At 69.0% G+C, this 25,651-nt stretch carries 20 protein-coding genes and 4 pseudogenes; 11 read left to right on the forward strand and 13 right to left on the reverse strand.

The features are described 5' to 3' along the window. Window positions 1-497 precede the first annotated feature (497 nt). From Sspor_RS07380 to Sspor_RS07395, 4 genes and pseudogenes are all read left to right on the forward strand, one after another. Window positions 498-1,961, forward strand: coding sequence for an APC family permease (locus Sspor_RS07380; protein WP_202198327.1), 1,464 nt, complete (start codon window positions 498-500; stop codon window positions 1,959-1,961). An 11-nt stretch (window positions 1,962-1,972) separates the two neighbouring features. Beyond that, window positions 1,973-2,923: a hypothetical protein gene (locus tag Sspor_RS07385; RefSeq protein WP_237403727.1), complete on the forward strand. Its 951-nt coding sequence runs from the start codon at window positions 1,973-1,975 to the stop codon at window positions 2,921-2,923. Window positions 2,924-3,015: 92 nt separating this feature from the next. Beyond that, the gene (locus tag Sspor_RS07390; protein ID WP_202203529.1) at window positions 3,016-4,707 is read left to right on the forward strand and encodes an ISAzo13 family transposase; all 1,692 of its coding nucleotides are present in this window, start codon (window positions 3,016-3,018) and stop codon (window positions 4,705-4,707) included. 470 nt (window positions 4,708-5,177) lie between these two features. Beyond that, window positions 5,178-6,699, forward strand: a pseudogene (locus Sspor_RS07395) (ISL3 family transposase). Between the two features lie 68 nt (window positions 6,700-6,767). On the opposite strand, the pseudogene Sspor_RS07400 reads toward Sspor_RS07395, so the two are convergent. Beyond that, window positions 6,768-6,980, reverse strand: a pseudogene (locus Sspor_RS07400) (transposase); the annotation flags it as partial. Between the two features lie 6 nt (window positions 6,981-6,986). After that, window positions 6,987-8,102 carry an IS110 family RNA-guided transposase gene (locus tag Sspor_RS07405; RefSeq protein ID WP_202198328.1) on the reverse strand — a complete coding sequence of 372 codons (1,116 nt, stop codon included), beginning with the start codon at window positions 8,100-8,102 and terminating at the stop codon, window positions 6,987-6,989. Between the two features lie 415 nt (window positions 8,103-8,517). Here Sspor_RS07405 and Sspor_RS07410 point away from each other — a divergent pair, with 415 nt between their 5' ends. Next, window positions 8,518-8,892, forward strand: coding sequence for a hypothetical protein (locus tag Sspor_RS07410; protein WP_202198329.1), 375 nt, complete (start codon window positions 8,518-8,520; stop codon window positions 8,890-8,892). Here the strand turns inward: Sspor_RS07410 and Sspor_RS07415 are convergent. Next, window positions 8,814-11,198, reverse strand: coding sequence for a SpoIIE family protein phosphatase (locus Sspor_RS07415; protein WP_308445531.1), 2,385 nt, complete (start codon window positions 11,196-11,198; stop codon window positions 8,814-8,816). The two genes, Sspor_RS07410 and Sspor_RS07415, sit on opposite strands and share 79 nt — an antisense overlap. Window positions 11,199-12,316: 1,118 nt before the next feature. Between Sspor_RS07415 and Sspor_RS41515 the strand changes: the two genes are divergently transcribed. Both Sspor_RS41515 and Sspor_RS07425 read left to right on the forward strand, forming a co-directional pair. Next, complete coding sequence (locus Sspor_RS41515; RefSeq protein ID WP_373318895.1) at window positions 12,317-12,571, forward strand: hypothetical protein; 255 nt, start codon at window positions 12,317-12,319, stop codon at window positions 12,569-12,571. Between the two features lie 436 nt (window positions 12,572-13,007). Next, window positions 13,008-13,887, forward strand: a pseudogene (locus Sspor_RS07425) (helix-turn-helix domain-containing protein). A gap of 19 nt (window positions 13,888-13,906) precedes the next feature. Here Sspor_RS07425 and Sspor_RS07430 read toward each other — a convergent pair. From Sspor_RS07430 to Sspor_RS07450, 5 genes are all read right to left on the reverse strand, one after another. Then, window positions 13,907-14,155, reverse strand: a complete 249-nt coding sequence (locus Sspor_RS07430; protein ID WP_158711737.1) for a hypothetical protein — start codon at window positions 14,153-14,155, stop codon at window positions 13,907-13,909. 183 nt (window positions 14,156-14,338) lie between these two features. Beyond that, complete coding sequence (locus Sspor_RS07435) at window positions 14,339-14,497, reverse strand: hypothetical protein (RefSeq protein ID WP_158711736.1); 159 nt, start codon at window positions 14,495-14,497, stop codon at window positions 14,339-14,341. A gap of 819 nt (window positions 14,498-15,316) precedes the next feature. Further along, on the reverse strand, window positions 15,317-15,574 hold the full coding sequence (locus Sspor_RS07440) for a hypothetical protein (protein WP_033215628.1): 258 nt from the start codon (window positions 15,572-15,574) through the stop codon (window positions 15,317-15,319). 127 nt (window positions 15,575-15,701) lie between these two features. Then, on the reverse strand, window positions 15,702-16,367 hold the full coding sequence (locus tag Sspor_RS07445; RefSeq protein WP_033215626.1) for a response regulator transcription factor: 666 nt from the start codon (window positions 16,365-16,367) through the stop codon (window positions 15,702-15,704). Next, window positions 16,364-17,317: a HAMP domain-containing sensor histidine kinase gene (locus tag Sspor_RS07450; RefSeq protein WP_033215838.1), complete on the reverse strand. Its 954-nt coding sequence runs from the start codon at window positions 17,315-17,317 to the stop codon at window positions 16,364-16,366. Before Sspor_RS07450 ends, Sspor_RS07445 begins: the two co-directional genes overlap by 4 nt. 279 nt (window positions 17,318-17,596) lie before the next feature. Here Sspor_RS07450 and Sspor_RS07455 point away from each other — a divergent pair, with 279 nt between their 5' ends. From Sspor_RS07455 to Sspor_RS07465, 3 genes are read left to right on the forward strand one after another with little or no spacing between them, the layout of a single operon-like run. Next, the gene (locus Sspor_RS07455; protein ID WP_033215624.1) at window positions 17,597-18,067 is read left to right on the forward strand and encodes a cation:proton antiporter regulatory subunit; all 471 of its coding nucleotides are present in this window, start codon (window positions 17,597-17,599) and stop codon (window positions 18,065-18,067) included. A gap of 5 nt (window positions 18,068-18,072) precedes the next feature. Beyond that, window positions 18,073-19,326, forward strand: coding sequence for a cation:proton antiporter (locus Sspor_RS07460; RefSeq protein WP_033215621.1), 1,254 nt, complete (start codon window positions 18,073-18,075; stop codon window positions 19,324-19,326). After that, on the forward strand, window positions 19,323-19,580 hold the full coding sequence (locus Sspor_RS07465; protein WP_033215619.1) for a hypothetical protein: 258 nt from the start codon (window positions 19,323-19,325) through the stop codon (window positions 19,578-19,580). Before Sspor_RS07460 ends, Sspor_RS07465 begins: the two co-directional genes overlap by 4 nt. A gap of 351 nt (window positions 19,581-19,931) precedes the next feature. Here Sspor_RS07465 and Sspor_RS07470 read toward each other — a convergent pair whose 3' ends face one another. Genes Sspor_RS07470 through Sspor_RS07480 form a run of 3 tightly spaced genes read right to left on the reverse strand, consistent with a single transcriptional unit; the run spans window position 19,932 to window position 23,064 of the window. Beyond that, window positions 19,932-21,452: a potassium/proton antiporter gene (locus tag Sspor_RS07470; RefSeq protein ID WP_202198330.1), complete on the reverse strand. Its 1,521-nt coding sequence runs from the start codon at window positions 21,450-21,452 to the stop codon at window positions 19,932-19,934. A gap of 9 nt (window positions 21,453-21,461) precedes the next feature. Beyond that, entirely contained in the window at window positions 21,462-21,743 is a 282-nt protein-coding gene (locus Sspor_RS07475; protein ID WP_202198331.1) for a DUF3040 domain-containing protein, read from the reverse strand. Window positions 21,744-21,765: 22 nt separating this feature from the next. After that, window positions 21,766-23,064, reverse strand: coding sequence for an ArsB/NhaD family transporter (locus Sspor_RS07480; RefSeq protein ID WP_202198332.1), 1,299 nt, complete (start codon window positions 23,062-23,064; stop codon window positions 21,766-21,768). 479 nt (window positions 23,065-23,543) lie between these two features. On the opposite strand from Sspor_RS07480, the gene Sspor_RS07485 reads away from it, so the two are divergent. Further along, window positions 23,544-24,359 carry a slipin family protein gene (locus Sspor_RS07485; protein WP_051762643.1) on the forward strand — a complete coding sequence of 272 codons (816 nt, stop codon included), beginning with the start codon at window positions 23,544-23,546 and terminating at the stop codon, window positions 24,357-24,359. Between the two features lie 307 nt (window positions 24,360-24,666). Here the strand turns inward: Sspor_RS07485 and Sspor_RS07490 are convergent. Further along, window positions 24,667-24,942, reverse strand: a pseudogene (locus tag Sspor_RS07490) (amino acid permease); the annotation flags it as partial. A 194-nt stretch (window positions 24,943-25,136) separates the two neighbouring features. Then, window positions 25,137-25,643 carry a gluconokinase gene (locus Sspor_RS07495; RefSeq protein ID WP_033215608.1) on the reverse strand — a complete coding sequence of 169 codons (507 nt, stop codon included), beginning with the start codon at window positions 25,641-25,643 and terminating at the stop codon, window positions 25,137-25,139. Window positions 25,644-25,651 lie beyond the last annotated feature (8 nt).

Below are 25,651 nucleotides of genomic sequence, written 5' to 3' on the forward strand. Positions count from 1 at the left end.
CAATCCGGAAGGTCCTCTTCCACCCGGAGTCGCGACGGGCCACCGCGCCCTGCCACTGCGCGTCGCCCGACGGCAGAAACGAGGCGAAGCCGCGGGACTGCGAGCCCTCGAGGCGGCACGAAGATTCCACTCACCCGGCAGTCACGAGGGCTGACGACTCGGCTGTCCTCGGGGCTCGTCCCTCTCCACCGAACAGCCACGCCAGCATGATCGAGGAAACGTATGCGAACTTGTGAACCGCGTCTGGTCCTGCCCCCGAGTCGAGTGGACCCGCGTACGCCGCCCGCCATGGTGGATGAGTTGGTGCCCGAAACCTCACGCTGCCACGACGCAGCCACCTCCTTCTCGTAAGCCGTCCATAACTCTGCCTGCTGTTCGCGAGATTACTGGCCGGCCCGGACCGGACCAGCCACCCCGCTGTCCGTCCCCGTGGCTGTGCGCTTCTTTGCCGGGACATCACCGACAGCGGCCGTATCCGAAGGGCACCACAAAATCTCATGAGCACACACAAAGGGCTCCAGGCGAACGTCCTGGGCACCTTCGACAGCGTTGTCATGGCGGTAGCCGGCAGTGCCCCCGCCTACTCCCTGGCGGCGACCACAGCGGTGCTCGTCGGCACTGTCGGTTTCGCCGCCCCTGCCGCGTTGCTCTACTGCGCGATACCCATGTTCGGCATCGCCTGGGCGTTCAACTACCTGGGCAAGCTCGACATCAACGCCGGCGCCAGCTACTCATGGGTGGCCCGTGCCCTCCACCCCTCCCTCGGCTTCCTCAGCGGCTGGGCACTGGTGGTCTCAGCCACGATCTTCATGGTCGCGGGCTCTCTGCCGGCCGGCAGCATGACACTGTCCCTGTTCGCCCCGGACCTGGCCGAGAACACCGCGCTGGCAACCGTGGTCGGCGCGATGTGGTTCCTGGTGATGCTCGTCGTCGTGCTCAAGGGAGCGCGACTGACGGTCCACGCCCAGCTCATCATGTCCGGAATCGAGCTGCTCATACTGCTCGCCTTCGCCGTGGCCGCTTTGTCCCATGACAATGCGGTCCAGCAGTTCTCGTGGTCCTGGCTGGGCTTCAGCCACTTCGACGGAGTGCAGGGATTCGCAGCCGGAGCGTTGATCGCGGCGTTCTACTACTGGGGCTGGGACGTCACCAGCAACCTCAGCGAGGAAACACGCAACAGCCGCAAGACCTCGGGGCTGGCCGGCTTGGTTGGCCTCGCCGTCGTCTTCGTCCTGTTCGAGGTCTTCACAATCTCCGTGAACCTGCTGCTCACTGCCGAGGAAATCGAAGCCAACAGCGCCAACGTCCTTGCCCTGCTCGGCGAGCGTCTCTGGCCCGGCTGGGGCGGCAAACTACTGATCGTCGCCGTCATGCTGTCCACCATCGCTACTCTGGAGACCACCCTCATCCAGGTGACCCGCTCCCTCTTCGCAATGGGCCGCGACCGCACCATGCCAGCTGCCCTCGGCACCTCTCACCCCCGCTACCAGACACCCTCGGTCGCACTGGTCGTTGTCGGTGCGGTCGCCCTCGGACTCTTCGTGGCGTCCAACGCACTGGGCTCGGTCGGCGACATCCTGGAGAGCGCCGTAGCCGCCATCGGACTCCAGATCGCCGTCTACTACGGGCTGGCCGGACTCGCAGTCGTCATCGCCTACCGAAAAGTACTGCTGAAGACCCCGGCGAACTTCATCTTCGGCGGGCTGTGGCCGCTGACCGGGGCGCTGTTCCTGTTCTGGGTGTTCGTCGAGTCGCTGGGCGCACTCGACGCCACCGCCATCGCGATCGGCATCGGCGGTCTCGCCGTGGGCCTGGTGCCGATGCTCGCGTACCGGAAGAGCCCCTACTACCGTCCGGATCGGCTTGACGCCGCAAAGACCGAGCAAATCAAACAAGAGTACGAAGGCGTGGAACCCGTGTCTGCCTCGTCAGCTGACGACACCATAGCCACGGACTTCTGAGGGGCGCAGCCATGACACCGGGAAGCAAGCCCTTCACTCCCGAATTCGATGCGACGCTCAGGGACCGGGATCTCGCGAAGGCGCGCCAAGACATCGCCATCGGCCGGTGGCAGGGTCTTCCCGAGCTGCTCCACTCCACCGGACACGACTGGGACCGCCGCACCCACCGGGTGCGCCTGCTCGCCCAGTCCACGGCCGGCACGACCATCGCCGAGGAGTGGTACACCGCCCGGCCGGGTGATCCGGACGCGCTGGTGCTGCGCGCGGATACAGAGGTGCTGCGCTGCTTCAACCTCGCCGTGGCCGCGGGGGACCCTGGCGCTGCCGGCCAGGACCGGCTGGACATGGCCGTACGGACCTGCCTTCGCGCGGCCGACGCACATCCTTACGACCCTGTGCCCTGGGTATCGCTCCTCACCATCGCCCGGCTTTACCCGGGTGGGCACCGCCAATTCAACCACTGGTGGAAGGAGCTGAAACTTCGGCACCAGGAAAACCGGGAAGCGCACAATCAAGCGCTGCGCCATGTGTCCGCTCGCTGGCACGGCACGCACGGGACCATGTACGACTTCGCCCGGGACGTGGTGGACAGCACTGCGCCGGGCTCGCCACTCGCCGTACTCCTGCAGGTCGCGCGGCTGGAGGAGTACCGCTACCGCCTTGAGCGTGAGGGTGACATGGCACTCTTCCTACGTCGGCATTGGAGTACCGACGTAGCACTCGCCGATACCCGTCGCACCTGGGATACATGGGTCGTCAACTGGGACGGCATCTACCGGGCGCAGGACATCGCCGACTTCAACTACTTGCTGCACGCGACGTGCGCCGGCGGGCTGTACAGCGAAGCGGCGTACCTCTTCAAGCTGCTCGCCGACCAAGCAACCGCAGTGCCCTGGTCCTATTTCGGCGACCCCGCGACCGTCATCGCAAAGTGGCACCGCACTGTCATGCGCTCAACCTGATCATTGACCCGCAACTCTGAATATTGTGTCGTGCTTAGGGCGTGCAGATCTTTAAATCGTGGCTTTCCGTTCGGTGGTTCGTTGGTCTGGCCATGAGTGGATTGGATGGGCAACGGGCTGTACTGGCGGCCAAGTTCGAGGCGATTCTGCCGCACCTCGACGAGCGGCAGCGTCGTCTGCTGATGGGGGCGGAGGCCCAGTCACTCGGTCATGGCGGGATCAGAGCAGTCGCTCGTGCCGCCGGTGTTCGAGAGGCCACTGTGTCTGTCGGAGTGCGGGAACTCGAGGCCGGAGAGGCCCCGTTGGGACGCATCCGCCGGCCCGGCGCTGGCCGCAAACGCGTCGTCGACCGGAACCCGGCCGTTCGGGAGGCACTCCTCACGCTGGTCGAGCCCGACGTCCGCGGAGATCCCATGTCGCCGCTGCGCTGGACCACCAAATCCACCCGCAAGCTCGCCGAGCAGCTGACCCGGCAGGGCCACAGGATCTCCGCGGACACGGTGGGCGACCTCCTGCGTGAGGAGGGCTTCAGCCTGCAGAGCAACGCCAAGACGCTGGAGGGCAAGCAGCACCCCGACCGGGACGCACAGTTCCACTACCTCAACGAGCAGGCCCGCGACCACCAGGACCGCGGGGCTCCGGTGATCAGTGTGGACACGAAGAAGAAGGAACTGGTCGGCCCGTTCAAGAACAACGGCCGTGAGTGGGAGCCGAGAGGCGAGCCGGTGCGGGTCGACACCCACGACTTCCCCGACCGCGAGCTGGGCAGGGCGGTGCCCTACGGCATCTACGACGTCGCCGCGAACACCGGCTGGGTCAATGTGGGCACCGACCACGACACCGCCGCGTTCGCCGTCGAGTCGATCCGCCGCTGGTGGAACGGAGCCGGGCGGGCCGCCTACCCGACGGCCGGCCGGCTGCTGATCACCGCCGATGCGGGCGGCTCCAACGGCTATCGCACCCGCACCTGGAAGACCGAACTCGCCCGGTTCGCCGCCGAGGCTTGCCTGACGGTCACTGTCTGCCACCTGCCTCCCGGCACTTCGAAGTGGAACCGGATCGAGCACCGGCTGTTCTCCCACATCACCATGAACTGGCGTGGAAGGCCCCTGACCAGCCACGAAGTCATCGTCGAGAGCATCGCGGCGACCACCACCAAAACCGGCCTGACCGTGCACGCCGAACTCGACACCAACCCATACCCCACCGGCATCCAGGTCAGCGACGACGAGATCGCCGCCCTGCCGATCACCCGGCACCGCTTCCACGGCGACTGGAACTACACCCTCCACCCCCAGCATCCGACGCATGCGGCGACGACCGACAGCACGTCAGACCAGGCCCCGGCGACCAGACCGCCCAGCCTTACGCGGCGTTCACTGCAGGACCCAGAGCTGACCGGAATGACCCGCCTACGGCTCAGCGAGCTCATCAACGCGCTGACTCCAGCGCTGGAGGTTCAACGCGAGCAAGTGCTCCGCACACGTCGTGGTCACGAGCGTCTGGTGGCCCCTGGCACAGGTGCCAAAGCCAAACTCACCCCAGCCGACCGGATCCTGGCCACCGTGCTCCACCTGCGCAAACTCGCGACCATGGATCTCCTCGGCCAACTCTTCGGCGTCACTGCCATGACCATCAGCCGCGCGAAGCAGGAGGTCCACCCACTCCTGGAAGCACACGGCCACCACATCGACACCTCTACCGCCCGCCTTCGCACACCAGCCGACGTCGCCACGTTCCTCGCGCCCGACTCCACTCAGAGCAAGGCCAAAGAGACGATTTAAAGATCTGCATGCCCTTACAACCCCTAACGAAATGATCTTTGGGCGGGTTGGATGGCTCCGCGTGCCGGTCGTCGTGCTGCCGTACCCATCCTGCGCCGCCAGCGATAACGCACGGCTCAGAATCGAAGAACGCGAGGCCCGGGACAGAAGTCGCGGGCCTCGCCCCATTTCGCCCCGACTGCCGCTTGCGAACATCTGGCGCCGGTCAGCCCGTGGCGGCCGCCCCTTGGCCGAACTCAGGAACATCGTCCACGGTCGGTCCAGGCGGAGCCGCTGGAAGCGGAGCGGGTTGCGGGTAGATGCGCCGTGGTCGATGGCACGGTCGGCGCTGACCTCGGCGGCCAGGGCGGGGTGGACGAGGGTGGCGTCGAGGATGCCGCGGCTCCCCCACGTCGGGGTCTGTCAATCGAACGGCTCTGGCCTGTAGTCGGTGGTGACGCCGAGTAGCCATCCGCGATCATGATCTTGTGATGGATGTCAACCCCCTTATCGGGACGGTGTTTTCCGGTTCGGCACTGGCCGTCGAGGACGTGACGGACGACGGTGACAAGGTGGTGGTCACGGCCCGCACCCGGGATGTGGCGGTGCCGTGTCCGGCGTGCCGAACGCCAGCGGCGAGGGTGCACGGGTACCACCGCCGGACGGTGCGGGACGTGCCGGTCGACGGCCGCCCGGTCGTCGTCCACCTGCGCGTACGAAGGCTGGTCTGTCCGGTTCTGGGCTGCTCCCGGCAGACCTTCCGTGAGCAGATTCCCGGACTGCTGAAGCGTCATCAGCGCCGCACTGTGCGTCTCGCCGGGCAGATATCGCAGGTGGCACGGGAGTTATGCGGCCGCACGCCTGGCCGGCCTGCTGGCCGTGCCCGTCTCCCGCAGCACCGCACTGCGGCATCTGCGGCGCCTGCTGCTGCCCAAGCAGGCCATCCCGCGGGTGATCGGCGTGGACGATTTCGCCCTGCGCCGCCGCCACCGCTACGCCACGATCATCACGGATGCCGAAACCGGCCGACGCATCGAGGTCCTGCCCGACCGCGAGAGGGCCACCCTGGAGTCCTGGCTGCGCGAACATCCCGGCATTGAGGTCGTGTGCCGGGACGGCTCGGCCACCTACGCCGAGGCCGTCCGCCGCGCCCTGCCCGACGCGGTGCAGGTCAGCGACAGATGGCACCTCTGGCGCAACCTCTGCGACAAAGCCCAGCTCGAGGTCCGCGCGCACACCGGCTGCTGGGCCACTATCAACCCGCCCCGCCCCGGCGGAATACGCGAGCAGACCACCCGCGAACGCTGGAACAAGATCCACGATCTCCTCGGCCAAGGTATCGGCCTCCTCGACTGCTCCCGCCGCCTGGGCCTGGCCCTGAACACCGTCAAACGCTATGCCCGCATGCCCGAAACCCAGGCCCTGCGCCTCACCCCTGCCTACCGGCCCACCCTCGTCGACCCCTACCGCGAGCACCTGCGACGGCGCCGTGCTGAGGAACCGGCCGTCCCGGTCACCCACCTCCTCGAAGAGATCCGGGAGCTGGGCTACACCGGCAGCGCAAACCTCCTGGTCCGCTACCTCAACCAGGGCCGCGCCGAAGGCGACCGCCCCGTCACCACGGTGCGTCACGCCGGCCGCCTCCTGCTCACCGACCCCGTGAATCTACGCCCGAAGGAAACGGCCCTCTTGGAGAAGATCGCCGCAGCCTGCCCGGAGATGACCGCACTCGCCGATCTCATACGCGACTTCGCCGCTCTGCTGAAACCAGCCGAGGGCAACGACACGAAGCTCACCGATTGGATCACAGCCGCCCGCACCGTCGCCGTGCCCCACCTGCGAAGTCTCACCAACGGGCTCGAAATCGACCGGCCCGCCGAGAACGCCGGCCTCACCTTGCCTTACCACAATGGCCGCACCGAAGGCGTCAACACCCGCACCAAGAGGATCATGAGACAGATGCACGGACGCGCCGGATTCGGCCTTCTCCGGCACCGCATCCTCCTGCCCTGACGGCTACTCGGCGTCACCACCGACTACGGGCCAGAGCCAATCGAACGGTGTAGCGCGGGCGGTTGGGATTACTGACGGGCTGCGGAGAGGCGGCCATCGAAGGTGATGTCGAAGGCGTTCAGGGCGGTCTTCCAGCGCATGGTCCAGCGGGCCTGACCACGGCCGATGGGGTCGAGCGACATGATGGCCATGTAGACGCACTTCAGGGCGGCGGTCTCGTTGGGGAAGTGTCCGCGGGCCTTGACCGCCCGGCGGATCCTCGCGTTCACGGACTCGAAGCTCTCTTGTCAACCGGTTGCGGGGAGAGGGCTTGGCCAGGTGCGGCGGCGAGCGTCGTCTCTCCACATGTGGCGGATGATGACGTTGGCGAGCTGACGCTTGTGGGCTCGGCGGGCTTCGCGTTTCGTCTTGTTCTCCGCGATCTTCCTCGCGACGTAGGAACGTGCCGGCTCGTGGCATCTGACCTGCGTGACGTGCACGATGTGAAGAATCGAGTTCACGTTCCGGTTGCCGCCCACGTCGAGGCGATGCCGCCGCACCGGCCCGTGGCCCTCTCCGGACGAAAGAGCGATGGGGGCCGACCCGCACCAGCGGGCGAACTGCGCCTCGGTGGTGAACCGGCCGGGATCTCCGACCTCGACCAGCAGGTCCATAGCGGTGACTGCTCCTATGCCGCAGAGCTCGGTGAGAGTACAGCCGAGCCGCTCCAGCAGGGGCGGGATCCTCTTGTCCAGGGCCTTGATCCTGCAGGTCAGCTGGCGGATGTCGTCCAGGGCCGCCTGCAGACGATCCAGCCGCACCTGGTCAACGGCGGCCAGCCCGTCCCACTGGCCGGCGGAAGTCTCGAGCATTTCGAGCTGTGGCAGAACCCGGCTGGTTGAGGGAAGCTGCGACCGCAGGCTCAGGGGGAGCGAGACCAGGACCGCTTCTGCTTCAGTAAGCTGCCGCACGCGCTGCAAGATCAGTGACTTGCGCCAGTCATGCACTGCAGTGAGCTCTTCCCAGGCCGCCTCGGGGGCCGCGTGCTTCCCGGCGGGCGGCAACTGGGGATCGGCCAGGGTCTCGCGCGCGATCGCCTCGGCGTCCTCGATGTCGGTTTTCGCGCGGCGTCGGCGCCTACGGCGTTCGGCCGTACGGTTCGGCTGCACCTCGCGCACGTCGTATCCAGCCGCGGAGAGTGCCACGGCCACTGGTTGGCCCAGCGCGGCAGATCCCTCGACACCGATGCGATCGATGACCAGCTCAGTGTCGGTAAGGAACTCCAAAAGGTCGTTGATCCCCGCCGTGGTCACCGGGACGGAGACCACATCGACCAGGTGCCCGTGGCTGTCGACGACCGCCAACGTTGCGCTGTGCTTGTGGGGGTCTATCCCGCCCACACCATGCCGTACTTCCAACTCCACTGCCCCTCCCGGGAACCGGCTACCGTGGGAACGCGGGCCTCGTGCTGCCGGCAGATCTGGGTTGAGTCGGACAGGCTCTCTTCAAGCCAGGCACTCGAGGCCCGCGCTCACGGAACCGCCCGACACTTCGAATCCAGGGCAACCCATCGGGCGCCAATCGCGTTCAGAGTCAGAGCGGACCGCTTTGAGCGCCGCCCAGGGTAGCTACTCCCTGACCGGTAGCGGCAGTACAACACCCAGATCGCGTTGGTGGTGCAGACGATGCGGCGGATCTCGGTGTCGAAGCGGAGTGTGCGGGCGATTCGTATGTTCGCGGCGGCGAGGGCACGTCGGTGGCGCGGCAGATCTCACCAGACCCGCCCTTGTGGAGCAGTTGTGGGTCACGGGAGCCGCTCAGGAGTCGAGGATCCGTCGGATGCTGGCCGCCTACGACCAGGAGGCGCACACGCTGCGTCCGGAGGTACGTGAGCTGTTGGGCGGGCGGGCGTACAACCCGAGGCACAGGCGGGACGCCAAGCCGCTGCTGCCGTACGACGAGTCGATCTGGAAAAGTCTGCACGAGGTGTGCCGGGCGGAGATCCAGGAAGCCTGGTCGCAGTTCCGTGGGGCTCGTGCCGCGGCTGAGAAGGGACGGGATCCCTATCAGCACGGCTGGTCGTACGAGACCTTGTGCTGGTGGATGGTCCGTCACGGGCCGGGCACGACTCCTCGCTACGAGGGGAAGGCAGTCGGCCGCCTCACCGAAGGCATCGCCTGCTCGGCCCAGATGATTTTTCCCGTGGCCGTGTAGCGGGTGCCCCACTGTTGGGTTATTTGCGCCACGATGAACAGGCCCCGGCCGCCCTCGTCGTCACCGGCGGCGTGCCGCATGTGCGGGGAAGTGTGGCCGCTGTCGGACACCTCGCAGATGAGTGTCTTGTCGCGGATGAGACGCAGCTGGATGGGGCCGGCCCCGGCATAGCGAATGGCGTTAGTGACCAGTTCGCTGACCACGAGTTCGGTCGTGAAGACCAGGTCGTCGAGTCCCCAGGCGCGGACCTGGTCAGATGCCCCAGCCCGGGCCCGGCCGGCGGCCTGACGGTCTGCGGTCAGCTCCCAGACGGCTACCTGTTGCTGGCCGAGGAGACGGGTGCGGACCAAGAGCAGCGCCGCGTCATCTTCTGCCGGGCCGGGCAGCAGAGTCCCGACCACCTCGTCACACAGGTCGTCCAGGGTCCCCGTCGAGTGGCTCAGGACCGCACTCAGGGCAGCAAGTTGCTCGTCGACATCGCGGTCACGACCTTGCACGAGGCCGTCGGTGAACAGGGCGAGCAGACCGCCTGGTGGAATGGCCAGTTCCGCAGACTCGAAGGGCAGGCCGCCCAGCCCCAGCGGCGGAGCCGACGGCAGCTCGGGAAAGGTCACCGTGCCATCGTCCGGGTCGACGACGGCAGGCAGCGGGTGCCCGGCCCGCGCCATCGTGCACGTTCCGGACACCGGGTCGTACACGGCGTAGAGGCAGGTGACCCCGAGGGCCTCGTCTTCCGGGAGTTCCTCGCCCTCGATGCGCACCGCGGCCCGTTCGTTGCCGCCCTGGGTGACGAGGTCGTCGAGGCGGGCGAGGAGTTCATCGGGGGCGAGGTCCATCCGGGCCAGCACTCGCACGCTGGTGCGCAGCCGGCCCATGGTGGCGGCGGCGCTCAGACCGTGCCCGACCACGTCCCCCACGACCAGTCCCACCCGGGTTCCGGACAGGGGGATCACGTCGAACCAGTCGCCGCCCACACCCGCGCGGCTGTCGGCAGGCAGATAGCGGTACGCGAGCTCCACCGCGGACAGCTGCGGAAGCAGCCTAGGCAGCAGGCTGCGCTGCAGCACGAGGGCGGCGGCGTGCTCGCGGGCATACCGGCGGGCATTGTCTATGCAGACTGACAACCGCGCGACGAGTTCGCTGGCCACGGCCAATTCCCCCTCATCGAGAGGGTCGGTGCGGTGTTCCCAGACGAAGGACACGATGCCGAGGTCGGTTCCTTCGGTGCGGAGCGGTACGGTCAGCAGGCCCGGTTCATGAACGGGCCGTACCGTGGCCGGGCAGTCATCGGCGGTGATGGTGGAGACGGCTGGGGGCTCCTCGTGGGGCCATAGCCGCACCATCCGGATTTCGGGCACGGCACCGGGGCGTGACCGGTCGCTGTGGAGGACCGTCTCCAACAGGTCTACCGTGACTGCATCGGCGAACCACGGGGTCGTCACGGCGGCGAACTCGCGGGCCGTGCGCCTCGTGTCAAGCGTCGTACCCACACTCCGGCCGGCCCGGACCAGGAGGTCTAGGCGCTGTTGGGCGAGGTAGCGCTCGGTGATGTCGACCGTCTCCTCGCATACGCCCAGCGGTGATCCTGCCGGGTCCTCCAGCCGGTAGTATGAGCATGACCAGATCCGGTCGCGGTCTGGCGTGGATGGTGGGCGGCCCCGGTAGTACAGCTCGATCACGGGCTGACCGGTCGTGAGCACCTCGCCGATGACCTCCTCCAGCGTGTCGGGCATGCCGGGGGAGACGATCACGCCGTGCGTGACCATGTCGTCCGGGCCGAAGCCGGCGTAGTCGGCGGGCCCCATCTCCTCGTAGAGAGCGGCGTTCGTCCACACCACGCGGAGCCGGGTGTCGTAGATGGCCAGGCCGATGGGCGACCGGGTGGCCAGCCCACGCAGCATCGACTGCAGGGCGTTCCACTGCTCGGTCTCGCCGGCCTCGGCCATGGCGAGCAGGCGCGCCGGTCGCGTCCCGACGACACCGCTGAGACTACTGCCGCCGTCACCGTCCGGCTTCTCGCCACCGAGCGACAGGGCGAGGACGACCACCGCCGCCCGCTCGCTGTGCCCGTCCCGGTGACGCAGCCGGATCACGTGCCGCATGCCTGGCGAGAATTCCGGCGCCGCGGCGTCGGTCACGAGGTCGGCGAACTTCCGGCCGAGAACCTCGGACGCCCCGTACCCGAGCAGCTCCGCGGCCGCCGGGCTCCAGCCGCCCACCCGGCCCGCGCCGTCGAGCACGGCCGTGGCCGCCCGGGACATATCGAGGGGGCCCTGCCGTTCACCGAAACCGGGAATCTCGCTCACGACGCCCCCTCACTGCGCTGGCCGACGGCGAGCAGTGGGGCGAGGCCATCGGGGCCCGTGACCTCACCGGCCTCGCTCGGGGCCATAGCGGGCGTGTCGCCCACGGGCTGCTCCCCGTGCGGGCGGGCGCCCGGCGACGTACCCCTGGCGCCGACTGCTACCAGCCCGTCCCCGGCTTGTCGGGCCTGGCCGGCGGTTGGAACCCGAGCGTGTGGCGGCGTCGCACGCCCACCTCTATGTGGGTACGACAGACGCCCAGTTGGAACGGAGCTTGCCCACCGTCGTCCAGATTTCCAGGTCACGCCTCTCTCCCGGTCACACAGCCATAATGCCTCTGCCCCGCAGCCGCCGCGACCGGACGGCAGTAGGTGGACTGCTCCCTGACGGCGCGCCGCAGCCCGGACGACAACTACAAGGCGACGTGGCCGGCCGGGCCGGTACCGACCGTGGAACGCAACTCGACCGCCTTATGCGGGTCGGCATCGGCGGGATATCCGCTACTCGCTGCGCGGGAATCCGCCATGCATTGTGCGCGCCGACCCGGAGCCCCACAAGACTGGGCGGCTCACCGACTCACGGATTGCTCCCTTCCTGCCTGCAATGGTTTCCGTTGACTTTCTGGCCATGTGAACTGATTTCGTTGAAATCTGGCGTCGTGACTGCGATATCGATAGCTTGAGGGGGAGTCGACTTCGAGGGCAATCGGCCTGTGCTGGCCCGCGACAGTCGACACGCCTTGGGTCTGCCAGCGCAGCTGTGTGGGCCCGCCCCGTACGCGTACCGCGCGCGGCGTCCTCGGCGGTCCCGGCTACGCGGTACCACCCCTGCATGCTGCGCGGTCGCCGGACGCGCTACGTCCCTTAGCTTACTGAGCCTGCACATGCGACCGAAGCGCCCGCCAGCCAGAGTCGCGCAGGAGGCGCAGGCCCTCGCTCAGCACGGAAGCAGCGCAGCTGAGCGGCCGAGCAGGTGGTGGTTCTTGTGCATGGCCCGAAGCACCGGGGTGGGGGCATCTGGTTCGCACGCCTGTCACGCCCCGCCCGCCCCACGCAGCTCAGAAGAGGAATACCGCGGGTTCGGAATTCTGCCTCTCCACCAGTGGATCCTCATCAGCCTCGCTGAATCGCTCAGACAACACGTCCAGAGTTGACGCAGAAGGAGCCTTCACGCGCCGCGCCGACGAGCACCTCCTCGACGGCCGCGTCACCGCCACCATCGCCTGCGCCAAGGACCTCCCCGGACCCCACGACCGTGCCCCTGGCATGATCGTCGGCGCCGTCCTCCCCCGCGAGGACGCCCGCGACGTCCTGGTCTTCCCTGTCAAGTTTGTCTGTTCAGAGGTCAGTTCCACCACCGTCTCCTGCCCTGCCTGAGCAGGGTCCTTGCCAGCTCCCAGGAGCTTCACCACGATGTCGCGGTGGTGAGCATGTCCTTGAGCCTCGTCGGTGGCCTGCGCAGATCGGCGCCCGGCTCGGCGGTGAGGCCGACAAACAGTTGCTCGCCAAGGCTCTGTGCACACCAATCGCCGCCGCCGACCTGTTCTCCCGCGCGTGAGCCACACGGCCGCCCGAGCCCTGGCCCCCCACACCCGGGACTTAGCAGGTAAGCGAGCATTTCCGGCAGATAGGTGAAAGGTCGTGGCATCTGGGTGAAACCTGCCCTGGCTCTGCACGCGACTGCGTTCACACGAGATGACACTCGCCAGCGGGGCCCGTTGATCATCACTGCACGGCGCATACGTTCGCACGGGCCCGGCCACGGGCAACTCCCGTGGCTGGTGGACAGTCCCGAGCCGGAGGTAGACCGCCCGTGGCGGCGAACGGAAACCCGACCGTACGACGACGCCGGCTGGGCGCGGAGCTGCGCCGGCTCCGCCTGGCCCGTGGCCTGACCAGTACCCAGGTGGCCGAACGCCTATTGATCTCTCAGCCCAAGATCAGCCACCTGGAGAACGGCCGCCGCGCCATCAAGCCCCGTGACGTGCGGGACCTGTGCGCCCTCTACCAAGTGACGGACCCACAGCTCATCCACTCGTTGATGCAGATGGCCGCGGAAGCGGACCGGCAGGGCTGGTGGGTCGCCTGGGCGAGGTACCGTACGCCGTCTACATCGGCTTGGAGACGGCAGCCGCTTCTGTCCGCTCATACGAGCCCCTGGTGGTCCCCGGCCTGCTGCAAACGCCCGCCTACGCGGCCGCGGTCATCGCGGAACGATCCCTCTGGCCACCCCTGAACAGATCGCCGTGCGCCGTGAGGTACGGCTGCGCCGTCAGTCCCGGGCCCACCACCCGGCCCGGTGCTTGCGCTTATGGGTGGTGCTGGATGAATCCGCACTGCGCCGCGTGGTCGGCTGCCCGCAGATCATACGCGAACAGCTGGAGTTCCTGAATCGCCTTGGCGCGCAGCCGCACGTCACCGTGCAGGTCGTCCCGCACAGCGCGGGAGCCCACCCCGGCGTCTCGGGACAGTTCTCCATCCTCGACTTCCCAGACGCTCCCGGGGCGGGGACCGTGTATCTGGAGCGGTTCAACAGCGACCTCTATCTGGAGAAACGATCCGACGTGCGGCACTTCAGCGCCATGTTCGACCATCTTCAGGCGCAGGCCCTGAACCCGGAGCGCACCCGCTGCTTCATCACCCGCGCCGCCGAGGAGCTGCCGGCCGCCGCATCGCTGCCCGGCCGGCCGTGATCGGCGCACCGGCCGCAGGTCACTGCGTCGCGTACAGCCGATCGCGCAGGTACAACAGGACGGCGGTGTCCGCGACGGCGGCCAGATCGGCCAGCAGGGTGCGGATGGCCGCGCCGTTGCCGTCACGAACCGCCCGCACGATCTGCTCGACCACCTCGCGTACGGACGGATCGATGCCTGCCGGACCGGCCGGGGCCCAACCAAGGCCGACCGGTCGGGCAGGCTCGCCGGCGCCGGCGCCCGCCGAGGTGCCTGGCACTGCCGTCATGTCATCCCCTAACGGATCGCCCCGGGCGCAGGTCACGGCCCGCGCGGCGCGGCGGGTGGCCGTCCTCCGCCCTCCTATGGAGCCCTGGGACGACCGCAACAGCGCACTTACCGACGAAGCGACCGCGCCAGACGGCAAGCGCCAAAGGAGGCCCCACGGGTGGCTTCCGGTCGCCGTGGCGTGTCACAGGACGGCGCCGAGCGCCAGTCCGATGGGCGCGCAAACCGGGATGACCAGCATGTATGCCGTGACGGCCCGCAGACAGCCGGGGTCGTGGATGGAGAGTCCGACGTGGCGGGAGGCCAGCATCGCCGTGTTCTCCTCGGGCGGGCTGTCCGTCATGGTGCGTCTTCCTTCCGTGTTCGGCTCCCGGGCGGGCGAGGGCACGGGTGGACGAGGATCTGCATGCCGAGCTCTCCGGCGTGCTCGATTACGGCCGCGACCTCTGTGGCCTCGACCGTACGAACGTCCGGCTCAGAGCCCGTGATGAGGTAGGTGATCTGGTAGAGCTGGACGGCTCCTCGGTCGCGGCTGGTCGCGGTGTGCCTCCGGGCCTTGCAGAAATTCCGAAGCGGCAGGTCAACGGCCCGGCCCAGCAAGCCCCAGGAACGCCCTTCTCTCATTTTGGGAACGCATGGGCTCCTTTGCAGGTCAGCGGGCTCGCCGCGACGGCTGGGGACAGACATGCCTCCCCAATATCGACGACTACGACGCCCACCCGACGTCGACCTCAGCGCACTCGGCAAGAACGATGTGGTGGCCGCCTGAGCGGGAAGAAGGCGCGCCGCATGTACGCCGGATCACTGGCCGAGATGTACCTCACGATTGTGGCGGGGTATGCGCCCAGGCTGGTGTTGGAGCCGGGGTTCAGCGCCAGCCGGCCCTGGGCGGCGAGCGCATCGTCACCGCAGACGATCATCGGTAGGGGGTAGCGAGTCGCTCTGCGTCACCCTGCTCGCGTGGTCCTGGTCCTGTGGCGCAGGCGCTGCCTCAACCCGTTGCCCGCTTCGCCCACCGCGATCAGGAGCACCGCGGACGCACCGCATCCCACAAGGGTCACCGGCCGGCCCAGGGCCACGGTCGACAGCACCAGTACGAGCGTGACGACCGCCCACCACCCCAGGAATGATCCCAGCGGGCGCCGCCAGTTCCGTGTCCCGCTCACGGGGCACCAACTCCCGGCGTGCCCGTCGGGGAGAGGGGCGGCCAGGAGTGCTCGTACGCCGGGGGGTTCCACGGTTTGGGGGCGGGAGGGGCTGCGAACGGCCCGGCCCGGTTGGCCATGAGGATCAACATCGTCCCGACGAAGAGCAGGGTGATGACGATGAGGGCGAGGCCGACTGGGTTTTGGGGGTTGTAGTAGTAGTGGTTGGTTCCCCACTTGCTGCGTTTGAAGACCGGCTCGTCGTCGTGATGCACAGGCTTTCCCCGGCTCGAAGGTCCTTGGCTGCCGCAGCACGCAGGCGCGAAGCGCGGGTACGGGCTGCCGGATGGCTTGCAGAGTTGGGTGTATCCCCGGTGCGCGCCGGGGCGACTGCGGCTGCGGCTAGGGCTCGATCAGGCCGGCGCGGATGGCGTAGCGGGTGAGTTCGAGGCGGTCGCGCAGGCCGAGTTTCTGGAGGAGGTTGGCGCGGTGTCGTTCGACGGTCTTGGGGCTGATGACAAGGAGGTCGCCGATCTCCTTGGAGCTGTGGCCCTCGGCGACGAGTTTGAGGATCTCCTCCTCGCGTTCGGTGATGGCCCGTTCCGGGATCGGGCCGCCGGTGCGGGCGCGGTCGAGGTAGCTGCGGATGAGGGTGGTCTCGGCGCCGGGGTAGATGAACGGCTCGTCGCGCAACGCGGCGCGGCAGGCTTCGACGAGGTCGCGGTCGGCGACGGATTTGAGGACGTAGCCGGAGGCGCCGGCGCGCAGGGCTTCGAAGAAGTACTGCTCGTTGTCGTACATGGTGAGCATCAGGATCCGCAGGCCGGGTTGGATGCGGGCGAGTTCGCGGGCGGCCTGGAGGCCGGTCTGGCGGGGCATGGCGATGTCGAGGACGGCGAGGTCGATGTCGAGGGTGCGGGCCTGGGTGACGGCTTCGGCGCCGTCGGCGGCCTCGGCGACCACGGTCAGGTCGGGTTCGGCGTCGAGGATGAGGCGTACGCCGCGGCGGACGAGGGTGTGGTCGTCGGCGAGCAGGATGCGGGCGGGCCCGCCCTCCGGCTGACTCATGCTGTCGCCCCCGTGGTGTCGTGGATTTCGAGTCGGACCTGGGTGCCGCCGTGCGGGCTGGCCCCGACGAGGAGTTCGGCACCGATCAGCAGGGCGCGTTCGCGCATCCCGCGGATGCCGGCGCCCTCGGGTGCGTCCCCGAGCCCGTGGCCGTTGTCGCGGACCAGCAGGCCGACGCCGCCGCGGGGCAGCGGGCGCAGGTGGACCTCGACGCGGGTGGCCCCTGAGTGCCGGGCGGCGTTGGTCAGGCCTTCCTGGGCCACGCGGTAGAGGACGAGCTCGGTGGCCGGGTCCAGGTGGGGCAGGCCCGGGGTGATGTAGGCGGTGACGCCCAGGCGCGGGGTGGTGAACTCGGCGGCCAGGGACCGCAGCGCGCTGTACAGGCCGAGTTCCTCCAGGACGCCGGGGCGCAGGCGTCGGGCGATGCGGCGGATCTCGTCCAGGCTGGCGCGGGTCGTCTCCTGGGCCTGGTGCAGATCGGTGCGCACGGGCTCGGGGGCGCGGTCGGCGGCGTGCTTGATCTGGAGGAGGACGGCGGTGAGGGTCTGGCCGATCTCGTCGTGGAGTTCTTGGGCGATGCGCTTGCGTTCGGCCTCCAGCGCGGTCAGCACCCGGCCGCTGCTGGTGGCGCGCTCGGCTTCGAGCCGGTCGAGCATGGCGTTGAAGGTCCGGGTGAGTGCGGCAACCTCCCCGCCGCCGGTGACCGTCGGGCGGGCGTCGGGTTTGAGGAGGTCGGCGGTGGCCATGGCCCGGTTCAGGCGGGCGAGCGGGGCCAGCCCGACCTTCAGGAGGACCGCGTTGATGACGAGCATCGCGGCCAGCCCACCGAGCAGCACGAGCGCCTCCCCGAACAGAACCGGCGTGGAAACGGTGACCGGGCCCAGCAGCAAGGCCACCGCGAGGGCCAGCACACCTGCGTTCAACAGGAAGATCCGCCAGTACAACGACACGGCCACACGCCTTTCCAGCCGGTCCCCCAGCATCCGTCACGGCCGCCCGGCCTCCCCGCATCCAGGCACTTTGACCTGCGACGGAGCCCACTTCCCCGGCCCCATCCTCACGGCGGTGGAACGCTGCTGTCTATCCGTGCCGACACCCATATTTCGGACGCGCGGAAAGTGGCACGATGGGCCCGCCGAGCGGCTTCTCCTGCCCGAGACCATTGTCCGCCGCAGCGGCGTCACGTACGAAAGTGAACATAAGGGGGGACAGCTGTGCCTGCTCCACGGATGAGCACCACACCACTGCCCGGCATCGGGGTCCAGTACGACCTCACCACCCGCGAACACCGCCACCTGTCCGTGGTTGCGCACCGCGACGGCACCCGGACGGTGAACCTCTACCGGGCGGATGACCCCGACGCCTGCGCCCAGTCCCTGCATCTGACGGGCGCGGAGACGGCCTCGCTGATCGACGCGCTGATGCCGGCGCACCACAGCCCCAACGTGCTGCACACCACCGACCTCGGCCTGGTCGCCGAGCGGATCGAGCTGTCCGCCCACTCGTACTGGAACGGCCGGGTGCTGGGCGAGACCCGGATGCGGACCGAGACCGGCGTCTCGATCGTGGCCGTGCTGCGCCGCGCGGAGGCCCGCCCCTCACCCGCGCCGGACTTCCGCCTGGCCGGCGGGGACACCCTCATCGTGATCGGCACCCGCGAGGGCGTCGACGCCGCCGCCTCCATACTCGGACGGGAGTGACGCCTGTGCACTCCGCTCTCTTCCTGATCGAGTTCGGCGCGATCATCCTCGGCCTCGGCCTGCTCGGTCGGGTCGCCGGACGCCTGAAGTTCTCCCCCATCCCCCTCTACCTCCTGGCCGGCCTCGCCTTCGGTACCGGCGGACTGCTGCCCATGGGAGCGAGCGAGGAGTTCGTCGCGATCGGCGCCGAGATCGGCGTCATCCTGCTCCTGCTGATGCTGGGCCTGGAGTACACGGCCTCGGATCTGGTCTCCAACCTCAAAACCCAGTACCCGGCCGGACTGGTCGACTTCGGCCTCAACGCCGTACCCGGCGCCGTGGCAGCACTCTTGATGGGCTGGGGCCCGGTCGCCGCCGTGGTCCTGGCCGGCGTCACCTGGATCTCCTCCTCCGGGGTGATCGCCAAGGTCATGGGAGACCTGGGCCGTGTCGGCAACCGCGAGACCCCGGTGATCCTGTCCATCCTGGTCCTCGAAGACCTCGCGATGGCGGTCTACCTGCCGATCATCACCGCCCTCCTCGCCGGCGTGAGTCTCGCCGCCGGCAGCGCGACCCTGGCCATCGCCCTCGGCGTCGCAGGAGCGGTCCTGTTCATCGCCGTGCGCTTCGGGCGCCACATCTCCCGCTTCGTCTCCAGTGACGACCCTGAGAAGCTCCTCCTCGTCGTCCTCGGCCTGACCCTGCTGGTGGCGGGCATCGCCCAGCAGCTCCAGGTCTCCGCAGCCGTCGGCGCGTTCCTCGTCGGCATCGCCCTCTCCGGCGAGGTCGCCGAAGGCACCCACACCCTGCTCAGCCCGCTGCGCGACCTGTTCGCAGCGGTGTTCTTCGTCTTCTTCGGCCTGCACACCGACCCCGCGAGCATCCCGCCCGTCCTGCTGCCCGCGCTCGCGCTCGCCGTGGTCACGGCGGGTACGAAGATCGCCACTGGGTACTGGGCCGCAAAGCGCGCCGGCGTCGGGGTCAAGGGGCGCTGGCGCGCCGGTGGCACGCTGGTGGCCCGCGGCGAGTTCTCCATCGTCATCGCCGGGTTGGCCGTCACGGCCGGCATCGAGCCCGCGATGGGACCGCTCGCGACCGCGTACGTCCTGATCCTCGTGGTGATCGGACCGCTCACCGCCCGCTACACCGAACCCGTGGCCGCATGGGTGAGCAGCCGCCGCAACCCGCCGGGAACGGTCACCCTGGCCGCTGTGCCGTCCCAGCCGGGATCCCCGGAGGACCTCAAGGACCAGGCGCAGGATCCGGCCGGCCGCGCGTGAGTGAGGACACCTGGGCGGCGATCACCAGCCGGGAGACCGTGCTGCTGCTCGCCGCCCTGGCCGTCTACCTCGGCGGCGCGGTCGGCTTCGCCCACCGCCTGCCCCGCCTCCTGGCACGTCACCCGGGCTGGCGCCGGGACACCGAACACGACCCCGTCTCCAGCGCCCTCACCCTCACCCTGCTGATCGTCCTGTGGCCGGCGACCGCCGTGTGCCTGGCCCGCAAGCTCGCCGCCGCTCGCCGCGATCGGTGACCAGGCCGTCTGCGGGACGGCCCTCACCACGAACACGCAATTCCCGCGCCCACGCTCATGCTGATGTACGGAGGTACACATGCTCACCGTTGTACAGGCGGCCACGATCGCGATGGCCCTTGGAAGTCGGGACCGCCGGCGTCTGGACGATCGTGACCGGCCGTGTCGCCTTCCCGTGGCTTCGCCGCAGCGTGCGGCGGCCGGTTGTCTGGGGCGTGGGAACGCTCGTCATGGCGGGGGCGCTCGCGGGGGCGCCCGCATTGCCCTTCACGGCCTTCGTGCCGCTTCTGATGGCCGGTGTCGCCCTGGTCGGATTCGCGCAGGTCTCCCGCCCGTCAAACGGCGCCTAGGTCACTCGGTGCCGCCACCGACCGGTTCGGACCTGCCGTGTTCGCCGAGCCAGCGGGCGAGTTTGCCCCGGCGGCCAACAGCGCGCAGCCTGCGCTCGGTCGCCTGCCGGGTCGCCGAAGTGGTGACCAGGAGCAGCTCATCGCCGGCGGCGAGGACCGTGTCAGGGCCGGGTACCTGGGTGACGCCGCCGCGGACGAGAAGGGTGATCACCGCGGGCGGTGGGAGCCGTAGTTCGAAGACGGCGACGCCGTGGAGGCGTGAGCCGGGCGGGATGGTGACGGTCAGCAGGTCGGCGTCGAGGACGTCCAGGGGCGCGCTCTCGACCTGGATCTCCCGCACGGCCCCCGGCCGGGCGATGTGCAGGAGGCGGGCGGCGGCGGGCAGGGTGGGGCCCTGGACGAGGGTGAAGACGACGACGAGGACGAAGACGATGTTGAGCAGGTGCCGGGAGCCCTCGACGGCCGCGACGATCGGGAACGTGGCCAGGACGATCGGCACGGCGCCGCGCAGGCCCGCCCAGGAGATGAAGGCCTGTTCCCGCCACGGCGTGCGGAAGGGCAGCAGGCAGGCGGCGACCGAGACGGGGCGGGCGATCAGCAGCAGAACCAGGCCGACTGCGAGGGCGGGCAGGACGGCTGAGGGAAGTTCGCTGGGGTCGACGAGCAGGCCGAGCATGACGAACAGGCCGATCTGGGCGAGCCATCCGGTGCCCTCGGCGAAGGAGCGGGTCGCCGCGCGGTGGGGCAGGTGCGAGTTGCCCAGGACCAGCCCGGCCAGGTAGGCGGCGATGATGCCGCTCGCGTTGACGAAGCCGCCGGCGGCGAAGGCGATGATGCCGAACCCGACGGTCGCCAGCGGATAGAGGCCGGTGGCCGGCAGCGCGATGTGCCGCAGTGCGGCCACCCCGATCCGGCCGACGGCCAGCCCCAGCAGACCGCCGACGACGAGCTGGTAGACGACGTTGCCGAGGATCGCGGCCGGGCCGGGGAGGTCGGCGACGGCGGTGGAGAAGACCAGGACCAGGATGATGGTCGGGGCGTCGTTGAACCCCGACTCCGCCTCCAGCAGCCCCGTGGTCTTGCGCGGCAGGGGCAGGGAGCGCAGGACGGCGAAGACCGCGGCGGCGTCGGTGGAGGAGACGATCGCGCCCAACAGCAGGGCCAGATGCCAGTCCATGCCGAGGAGGTAGTGGGCCCCGGCGCCCGTGACCGCCACGGACACGGCAACCCCGGCGGTGGCCAGCACACCGGCCGGTGCCAGCCGGCGCCTGACGTCGGGCCAGTGCGTGCTCAGGCCGCCCTCGACGAGGATGACGGCCAAGCCCGCGGTGCCCAGGGACTGGGCGAGCTGCGCGTCGTCGAACTCGATACCGATCACGTCCTCGCCCGCGATCACACCGACGGCGAGGAACAGCAGCAGGCTCGGCAAGCCGAGCCGGTGCGCGGCCCGGGCGGCGGCGATGCTGGCCATGAGGACGACACCGCCCACCAGCAGCACCAGATACAGCTGCTGCAGCGTCACGGCATACCCCTAGGACCTTGGCCGGCGCAGGCGGCGCAGGCGGTTGCTCTCGAGGAGGTTCACCGCGAGCGCGGCCATGATCAGGCCGGCCGCCAGCAGCAGCCCGTGCGGGACCAGTACCCCGGTGACCACGGCGGCCAGGGCCAGCAGCATGGCCAGCCAGGCCCGGCCGCGCCGGTACTCGCGGGGCCGTCGGGGGCGGCCCTTGCCCAGGCCGCGGGCGAAGTGGGGATCGTCGTGCCACAGCGCGGCTTCGAGGTCGGCGATCCGCTCGTCATCGTAGTCGGTCATGGCCTTGCCTCCTTTCCATCGGTCAGGCGAGTGCGAAGTAGCGCAGCCACACGTACGCCCCGGCCAGCACGGTGGTGACGGCGGTGACGACCAGGCCGTATCGGCTGAACTGCCAGAAGGAGATGTGGTGTCCGGCGCGGTCGGCGATGCCGACGGTGACGACGTTGGCGGAGGAGGCGATGATCGTGGCATTGCCCGCGAGGTCCGCACCGAGGGCGAAGGACCACCACAACACCTGCGCCTGCTCGCCTCCTCCGGAGGCGGCGACGATCTCGGAGACGACCGGGCTGGTCGAGGCGACGAAGGGGATGTTGTCGATCACCGCGGACGGCACGATCGACCCGAAGAGCAGGGCCATGCTCGCCCCGAACAGGTTGCCGTCCAGTACGCGGGCAGCGGCCTGGCCGAGGTCGGTGAGGATCCCCGTCTGGACCATGGCGCCGACCATCACGAACAGGCCCGCGAAGAACGCCAGGGTCTCCCACTCGACGTCCGCCGCGACCTTGCGCGCATCCAGCCGGGAGACGGCGAGGAGGATCAGACCACCGGAGATCGCGACGACCGACGGCTCCAGGTGGAGGGTGGTGTGCAGGACGAAGCAGGCCATCACGATGGTGACGACGATGCCGCTGACGGCCAGGAGCCGGGGGGCGGTGATGGCGTCCCGCTCGCGCATGGCCATGACGTGCGCGGCCCGCTTGGGGTCGTGGGAGAACGCGCCGCGGAACATCCAGCGGGCCATCACCGCGAACACCACGACCAGCAGCGCCGCGATGGGCGCCATGTGGAGCAGGAAGTCGTTGAAGGAGAGCCCGGCGCGGGAGCCGATCATGATGTTCGGCGGGTCGCCGATCAGGGTGGCGGCGCCGCCGATGTTGCAGGCCATCACCTCGGCGATCAAGTAGGGCACGACCGGGACGCCGAGCTTGGTGCAGACCGCGATGGTTACGGGGGCGATCAGCAGGACGGTGGTGACGTTGTCCAGCCACGCGGAGAGGAACGCGGTCGCGAGGATGAGGAGCACCATGAGCCGGTAGGGGCGGCCGTGCGACCGTTTGGCGGCCCAGATCGCGACGAACTCGAACAGGCCGGTGCGTTTGAGGACGGAGACGATCAGCATCATGCCCAGGAGCAGGAAGATGACGTTCCAGTCGATGCCGGCCACGTCGGAGAAGAAGGCGTGCTCGGGGCTGGTCGCCCCGATGAGCAGCATGACGACCGCACCGCCCAGGGCTGCGGCGACCCGGTGGACCTTCTCCGTGGCGATCAGTACGTAGACGGTCCCGAACACCGCCACGGCCAGCCACGCGGTGACACTCATGACGGGCCTGCCCAGCAGATCCGGGGGTGAGGCGGCGACGGGGGCGGGGTCGTCATCGGCGCGGCTCCGTTCACAGGTGCTGCCACGAGCACCCGCCCCGCGAGGGCCCGCCCACAGCGGGTGCTCCAGGTCCCCACCATCACCTGGCGCCCCTGCCCGGCGCATCGGGGCCAGCACCCATCTTCACGACCGACGCGGAGGGACCTCCCGTTGGCAGCCCCCGCTGTGAGCGGTCGCGGTGGCAGGCTCCGCGCCCCGAACCGGTATGGGCGACAACAGCTCCCTTGGACCGGCCAGTGCCTCGCATGCAACGCGCACACCGCCGCGGCACGCACGGCGCCGGCGATGGCCGCTCGCCGGAATGCACCGCCCGCTGCCTCGTACGGTCGACGGGCCTCCGAGTGCTCCACCCAGCACAAGGGTCAAAGAATGGCAAAGAGGGCATATCCAGGAGAGAGGATGCAGGGAGATGGTTCGCCATGGTCCAGGAGCTGCTGACCGCACTGGCCCTCACGGGCGCCGCCGGTGCGCTGTACGTGGCAGCGGCAGCCCGGGTGGTCAGGCAATATGAGAGGGGCGTTGTGCTGCGCTTCGGTCGCCTGCGCGGCCAGGTCCGGGGGCCCGGGTTTGCCATGGTCGTTCCGGGCGTGGACCGGATGCACAAGGTGAACATGCAGATCGTGACGATGCCAGTGCCCGCCCAGGACGGCATCACCCGCGACAACGTCACAGTCCGGGTGGACGCCGTCATCTACTTCAAGGTGGTCGACCCGGTCGACGCGATCATCCGCGTCGAGGACTACCGGTTCGCCGTTTCCCAGATGGCGCAGACCTCGCTCCGGTCCATCCTCGGCAAGAGCGATCTCGACGAGTTGCTCTCCAACCGGGAGAAGCTGAACCAGGGCCTGGAACTGATGATGGACAGCCCGGCTGTCGAGTGGGGTGTGAACATCGACCGGGTGGAGATCAAGGACGTTTCCCTCCCAGAGACGATGAAACGGTCGATGGCGCGGCAAGCCGAGGCCGACCGCGAACGCCGGGCAAGGATCATCAACGCCGATGCCGAGCTCCAGGCGTCCAAGAAGCTGGCGGAAGCCGCCGCCGTGATGTCCGACCAGCCCGCCGCCCTCCAGCTCAGGCTGCTGCAGACGGTGGTCGCGGTCGCCGCCGAGAAGAACTCCACCCTTGTCCTGCCTTTCCCCGTCGAGCTGCTGCGCTTCCTCGAACGGGCCACCCCGCCACAGTCCGCCGCACACAAGGCTTCGCCCGCTGTCACGCTGCCCAGGCCCCCATAGCAGGGAGACGGCCGTCCGGATCCCCAGCATCGAACGGCACCAGCCCCGCCCTGCCTGACGGAATGCCAGAATCCGCGGTGAACCGGAGGGCCGCCTGATACCGGGGAGCCTGCACGGGGGTCAGGCCACCCGCGCGTACCCCTCGGCCCCGGCGCGGCCCAGGCGAACAGAGCCCATGTCCCCTTCTGCCACCCACCGTCGGCGGGCCGGGCGTGATCTTAGCGCGGCCCGCCCGCAGCTATGCGCGGGCCAGTGACCTGCGGCAAGGGCGGCCTTTGGAGATGACATCACGGCAGCACCAGGCGCGTGTGCGGAAGTGCTGGTGCTCGACGCGTTCGCGGTGCAGGACGAGGACGGCGATGTTGACGACCGTGAAGACGCACAGGAGCAGGAAGGCGGTGGTGTCGCCGAGGCCGGCGATCTCTCCGGTGGAGACCAGGCCGATGGCGAGGAGCGAGACGAAGACGATGCCGACGACCGGGGTACGGCGCCTTGGCAGGACACGGCCCATGGCGCGGGGCAGGATGTGTTCGTTGGCCATGCCCGCCATCATGATGTTGATCAGGGTCGAGTTCGTGACGGATCTCTGCCCAGTCCTCACGAGGATCACCCTTCCCCCTGGCCTTGATCACCAAGGCCAGATTCAGACGAAGAGCACCACGTGGATCACTTTTGATACGCCGTCAGAGGGCCCGAGTGCAACCGTCGCCGAGAGATGCCGTTCCTTGGCCGGCAGGCAGTTCGCGGGGCTGGGGCGGGCTGCGCAATGCAACCGGTTCAGGAGGTGACGGCGGCATGAGCCAGGGCAGCGGTCTCCTGCGGCGTACCGTCGATCGGGATGGCCGCGCCCGTTTCGTCGTCGCCCAGCGGTTCGAGGTCGGCAAACTGCGAATCGAGCAGACCAGGCGGCATGAAGTGGCCCTTTCGCGCAGTGATCCGTGCGGCGATCAGCTCGGGCGAGCCATCGAGGTGCAGAAAGAAGACCTGCGCTGCGGCGGAGGCCAGCCGGTCACGGTAGCGCCGCTTCAATGCTGAACATGACACCACTCCACCGCCCTCCGCGTGATCGGCCAGCCACCGTGCGATCTCGTCCAGCCAGGGACGGCGGTCTTCGTCGCCGAGCGGATGGCCGGCTCGTATCTTCGCCACATTGGCTGCCGGGTGGAAGTCGTCCGCCTCGGCGTAAGGAACACCGAGGCGCTGCGCCAGCAGCTGGCCCACCGTGGTCTTTCCCGAGGCCGACACGCCCATGATCACGACCAGTGGAGCGGTGTTGTGAGACATCCGTCCAG

Origin of the sequence: Streptomyces spororaveus, from assembly GCF_016755875.1 — a bacterium.
In the GTDB taxonomy this organism is placed as follows: Bacteria; Actinomycetota; Actinomycetes; order Streptomycetales; family Streptomycetaceae; genus Streptomyces; species Streptomyces spororaveus.

Coding starts and splice junctions, on each gene's coding strand:
- Sspor_RS07475 (WP_202198331.1), bottom strand. CDS start 21,743: ATGACCGACTACGATGACGAGCGGATCGCCGACCTCGAAGCCGCGCTG.
- Sspor_RS07430 (WP_158711737.1), bottom strand. CDS start 14,155: ATGACGGCAGTGCCAGGCACCTCGGCGGGCGCCGGCGCCGGCGAGCCT.
- Sspor_RS07485 (WP_051762643.1), top strand. CDS start 23,544: ATGGTCCAGGAGCTGCTGACCGCACTGGCCCTCACGGGCGCCGCCGGT.
- Sspor_RS07445 (WP_033215626.1), bottom strand. CDS start 16,367: ATGAGTCAGCCGGAGGGCGGGCCCGCCCGCATCCTGCTCGCCGACGAC.
- Sspor_RS07480 (WP_202198332.1), bottom strand. CDS start 23,064: ATGAGTGTCACCGCGTGGCTGGCCGTGGCGGTGTTCGGGACCGTCTAC.
- Sspor_RS07435 (WP_158711736.1), bottom strand. CDS start 14,497: ATGACGGACAGCCCGCCCGAGGAGAACACGGCGATGCTGGCCTCCCGC.
- Sspor_RS07380 (WP_202198327.1), top strand. CDS start 498: ATGAGCACACACAAAGGGCTCCAGGCGAACGTCCTGGGCACCTTCGAC.
- Sspor_RS07455 (WP_033215624.1), top strand. CDS start 17,597: ATGAGCACCACACCACTGCCCGGCATCGGGGTCCAGTACGACCTCACC.
- Sspor_RS07390 (WP_202203529.1), top strand. CDS start 3,016: ATGAGTGGATTGGATGGGCAACGGGCTGTACTGGCGGCCAAGTTCGAG.
- Sspor_RS07410 (WP_202198329.1), top strand. CDS start 8,518: ATGCTGGCCGCCTACGACCAGGAGGCGCACACGCTGCGTCCGGAGGTA.
- Sspor_RS07495 (WP_033215608.1), bottom strand. CDS start 25,643: ATGTCTCACAACACCGCTCCACTGGTCGTGATCATGGGCGTGTCGGCC.
- Sspor_RS07385 (WP_237403727.1), top strand. CDS start 1,973: ATGACACCGGGAAGCAAGCCCTTCACTCCCGAATTCGATGCGACGCTC.